This is a genomic window from Micromonospora sp. NPDC002411 (genome assembly GCF_053592955.1).
This window is the reverse complement of sequence record NZ_JBSFBM010000446.1, coordinates 1-4,650: the sequence shown is the minus strand read 5'-3', so window position 1 is coordinate 4,650 and position 4,650 is coordinate 1. Positions and strand designations below refer to the sequence as shown.

General features: G+C 71.2%; 3 protein-coding genes. 2 read left to right on the top strand and 1 reads right to left on the bottom strand.

What is annotated here, in order from left to right:
- On the top strand, positions 1 to 509 hold a 509-nt coding region (locus tag ACWCO3_RS31840; protein WP_450013591.1), incomplete at its 5' end, for a nucleoside/nucleotide kinase family protein.
- Between the two features lie 24 nt (positions 510 to 533).
- On the opposite strand, the gene ACWCO3_RS31835 is transcribed toward ACWCO3_RS31840, so the two are convergent.
- The gene (locus tag ACWCO3_RS31835; protein WP_450013589.1) at positions 534 to 1,091 is read right to left on the bottom strand and encodes a sugar O-acetyltransferase; all 558 of its coding nucleotides are present in this window, start codon (positions 1,089 to 1,091) and stop codon (positions 534 to 536) included.
- A gap of 162 nt (positions 1,092 to 1,253) precedes the next feature.
- On the opposite strand from ACWCO3_RS31835, the gene ACWCO3_RS31830 reads away from it, so the two are divergent.
- Positions 1,254 to 4,553 (top strand): S8 family serine peptidase, encoded by a 3,300-nt coding sequence (locus tag ACWCO3_RS31830; RefSeq protein ID WP_450013587.1) that lies wholly within the window; start codon positions 1,254 to 1,256, stop codon positions 4,551 to 4,553.
- Positions 4,554 to 4,650: the final 97 nt, after the last annotated feature.

Genomic DNA, 4,650 nt, shown 5'->3' with positions numbered 1-4,650 from the left:
CCGAGGTGGGGCCGACGGCGCGGCTGGTTCCGATGGACGGCTTCCACCTGGCCCAGTCACAGTTGGTCCGGCTGGGCCGCGCCGAACGCAAGGGCGCGGCGGACACCTTCGACGCCAACGGGTACGTCTCGATGCTGCGCCGGTTGCGCCGTCTTGAGCCGGCCTCGGTCTACGCACCGGAGTTCCGGCGGGAGCTGGAGGAGCCGGTCGCCGGGGCGATCGAGGTGCAGCCGTCGGTGCGACTGGTGGTGACCGAGGGCAATTACCTGCTGCTGCACGACGACCCGTGGTGGGAGATTCCGCCGCTGCTGCACGAGACGTGGTTCCTGGACCTGGATGCGGAGATCCGCCACCGGCGGCTGACCGCCCGGCACGAGGCGTTCGGGCGGTCGCCGGAGCAGGCCCGCGAGTGGGCGTTGGGCAGTGACGAGGCCAACGCGGCTCTGATCACCCCCACTGCCGAGCGGGCCGACCTGGTCGTCCGCCTCCCCGATCCACCGGCAGCCTGACCGGCTCGTCGAGGGCGGCGAGCGTCAGTCCAGCTCTCGGACCGGTCGGGCGGGGTTGCCGACGGCGACCACGTTGGGCGGCAGGTCCCGGGTGACCACAGCGCCCGCGCCGACGACTGTGTTCGCACCGATCGTCGCGCCGGCGAGCACGATGGCACCGCCGCCGAGCCACACGTTGTCCTCAATGGTGATCGGCTTGGCGGCCTCCCACTTGTCGCGGCGCGGGCCGGGCTCCACCGGATGTGTCGGGGTCAGGAGCTGGACGTTCGGTCCGATCTGGACGTCGGCACCGATGACGATCGGCGCGACGTCGAGGAAGACGGCGTGGTAGTTGACGAAGCTGCGCGGCCCGATCCGGATCTGCCAGCCGTAGTCGCAGTAGAACGGTGGGCGGATCCACGTGCCCTCGCCCAGTTCGCCGAGGAGGTCGCGGAGCGCGTCGAGGCGGGCCTGCGGATCGGTTGCGGCGCTGGTGTTGAAGCGTTCCATCAGCAGGGCGGCGCGGTCCAGGTCGGCGATGATCTCGGGATCGTCAGCGAGGTACGGCTCGCCGGCGAGCATGCGGTCCTTCATGGAGGTCATCCGGTCGATGATGCCTGCCATCCCGCTCGGGGGTTGGCAGGTCCGTCATATTTTCGACCCCTTTTCTGCATACCGGGTATGTAATACTGACTCCGGTCTATGGAACCCCGTCATCGGTATCGACGCTCCACCGAGGAGGATCCGTTGCATCGACGCAGAAGAATGACCACAGCCGTCACCGCGGTAGCAGCCCTCGTCCTGGGCACTCCAGCGCTCGCCGTGGCCAGCCCACCCACCAGCACCGCACCCGACGCCGCCCCGCGTGCCGCGGCCGGCGTCTCCACCACGAAGACCGTCACCCTGCTCACCGGTGACCAGGTCACCGTCACCGCGTCCGGGTCGGCTGCCGTCCGGCCCGGCCCGGGACGGGCTCATCTGCGCTTCGTCACCACCCGTGACCGCGGTCAAATCACCGTGCTGCCGCAGGACGCAGTGCCGCTGGTCCGGTCCGGTCGGGTCGACCGGCGACTGTTCAATGTGACCGGGCTGATCGCCGCCGGTTACGACGACGCCCGGCGGGACAACCTTCCCGTGCTCGTCGCAGGCGGAGCGGGCGCTCGACAGCGGGCCGCCGCACCCACCGGGCTGACCGTCACCGCGCAGCTGCCCGCGATCGGTGGGGTCGCCGCGACGGCGGACAAGAAGCAGGTCGCGACGGTCTGGGCAGCGCTCACCGGCGCGAACGCCCGGGTCGGCACGGCGGGGGGTGCCGACCGAATCTGGCTCGACGGCCGCCGACACGTCACGCTGGACCACAGCGTGCCGCAGATCGGCGCGCCGGCCGCGCACCAGGCAGGCTTCACCGGTCAGGGGGTACGCGTCGCGGTGCTGGACACCGGCATCGACGCCGACCACCCCGACCTGGCGGGCCGGGTCGCCGAGTCGCACAACTTCACCGAGGCCACCGATGCCGGTGACACAGTTGGCCACGGCACCCACGTCGCCTCGATCATCGCCGGCAGTGGCGCTGCCTCGGGCGGCAAGTATCGGGGCGTCGCACCGGACGCCACGCTTCTCAACGGCAAGGTCTGCGAGGACTTCGGCTGCCCGGACTCGGCGATCCTGGCCGGCATGCAGTGGGCCGCCGTCGACCAGAACGCCGACGTGATCAACATGAGTCTGGGCGGTACGGACACGCCCGACGTCGACCCGCTGGAGGCGGCCGTCGAGTCGTTGACCGCGCAGACCGGCGCGCTCTTCGTGATCTCCTCCGGCAACGACGGCACCGACGGCTCGGTCAGCTCGCCCAGCACGGCTGACGCCGCGCTCTCGGTGGGCGCGGTGGACCGGGACGACGCCCTGGCCGACTTCTCCAGCCGAGGCCCCCGGGTGGGCGACGGCGGGCTGAAGCCGGACCTGACGGCTCCCGGCGTCGACATCGTCGCCGCCCGGGGCGAGGGAACGTTGCTCGGCGACCCGGTGGGCGACTCCTACGTCACCATCTCCGGCACCTCGATGGCCGCCCCGCACGTCACCGGCGCGGTCGCGCTGATCGCCCAGCAGCACAGCGGCTGGGCGGCGGCCCAGCTCAAGGCGACACTGATGGCGTCGGCGAAGCCGCACCCGGAGCAGACCTCCTTCCAGCAGGGTGCCGGCCGGGTCGACGTGGCCCGGGCGATCACCCAGCGGGTGGTCAGCGACCCCGTCAGCGTCGGCTTCGGGCAACCGGCCTGGCCGCACGACGACGACACCCCGGTCACCCGGACTGTCGACTGGCGTAACGACGGCCCGAACCCGATCACCCTGGACCTCACCCTCGAGGTGACCGGGTCGGAGGGCCAGCCGGCACCGGCCGGCCTGTTCACCCTGGCGGCGGCCCAGGTCACGGTGCCCGCGGGCGGCAGCGCCGGCACCACTGTCACCGCGGACACCCGGATCGGCACCGACGGCTACTGGACCGGGCGGATCGTGGCCCGCTCCGGGGAGACCGTCGCGGTCACCCCGATCGCTGTCAACCGGGAGGTGGAGAGCTACCAGGTCACGGTGCGCCACCTGGACTCCACCGGAGCGCCCGCGACCGAGCACATCACCACGTTGGTCGACCTGGACACCTTCAGGACCTACGACCTGTACGACCCGGACGGCACCGCCGACGCCCGGTTGCCCAAGGGCCGTTACGGGCTCGCCAGCATCCTCTTCTTCGAAGACGGGGCCACCCAGTTCGCCCAACCGGAGCTGGTCGTGGAGAGCGACACCGCGCTGACCGTCGACAACCGGAAGGCCCGGCCGGTGCGTATGGCGGTCCCCGATCGATCGGCCAAGCCGGCGCTGGTGGACATCGGAGCGACGTTCCTCGGCACGGACGGCAGCGGCTACGGCTTCGGCCTTCTCGCGTTCGACTTCACCGGGCTGGCGACCGGGCAGCTCGGTCGGGCCGTCTCCGGCGAACGGTTCATCGGCAACATCGGCAGCCAGTGGGCGGATCTGGAGGTTTCGCACAGCCCCTACCTGTACGTGCTCAGCGAGACCTTCGCCGGCCGGTTCCCGACCGGCTTCGACAAGACCTACCGCAGCTCGGAGTTGGCCACGGTCACCCAGCAGTTCAAGGGCGGCTATTCGGGTCTGAAGGGCGAGCGGGTGGTCTTCCCGCAGTTCGGCCCGGGTCTGGGTGGTTGGGCGGCCGGAGTGCCCACAGTGGTGCCCGGGCAGCGGGTCGAGCACTACAGCACCCGAGATGTGAGCTGGTCCTCGGAGCTGTCGTTCTGGGGCGACATCGAAGAATGGTGGACCGATTTCAAGGCAGCGCTGATGAGCGAGTCGCGCACGTACCGGCCCGGCCGACACACCCGGGAGAGTTGGGGTGGCGCGCCCTACGGTCCGACCTTCCCGGCCCCGCGTTGGCCCGGCCAGGGCGTCACCCGGATCGGTGACGAGATCCAGGTGGACGTTCCCCTGCACAGCGATGCCGAGGGGCACGCCGGTGGTTCGGTCGTCGACACCGCCCGGACCGCCCTCTACCGCAACGGTGTGCTGGTCGGTGAGTCGTCGGACACCGGCTTCGGCGCGTTCGCAGTGCCACCCGGCGCGGCGGCGTACCGGTTGGAGGTGTCGGCCAAGCGGAGCTTCACCGACCTCAGCACCGAGGTCAGCACGGCGTGGACGTTCCGTTCCCGGCACGTCGGCGGGGACGACTACCGGCAACTGCCGGTGTCGGCCATCCGGTTCACGCCACCGCTGAGCGTGGACAACGCGGCTCCCGCCGGACGGAGTCTGGTCATCCCGGTGCAGGTGCAGCGTCAGCCCGGTGCTGCCGGGTCCCGGGTGACCAAGCTGACCGTGGACGTCTCCTACGACGGAGGCAAGACGTGGCAGTCCGCCCGGGTGCGGCACGGCGGGCACGGTTGGACGGCAACTGTCCGGCATCCCGCCGGGCCCGGCTACGCGTCCCTGCGGGCCACCGCCAAGGACGCCGCCGGCAACACGGTGACCGAGAAGATCATCCAGGCGTACCGGTTGCGCTGAGGCGTACCCCCGACGGGGGCGCGGGCGGGTGGCGCGGACCCCGGGGGGTCGTCAGTGGTTGGGGTGGGGGGGGGGGGTTATGTGGTTTGCCCCGCCC

What these genes read in the sequence shown, in the direction of transcription:
- ACWCO3_RS31835 (WP_450013589.1), bottom strand. Translation starts at nt 1,091, where the DNA reads ATGACCTCCATGAAGGACCGCATGCTCGCCGGCGAGCCGTACCTCGCT.
- ACWCO3_RS31830 (WP_450013587.1), top strand. Translation starts at nt 1,254, where the DNA reads ATGACCACAGCCGTCACCGCGGTAGCAGCCCTCGTCCTGGGCACTCCA.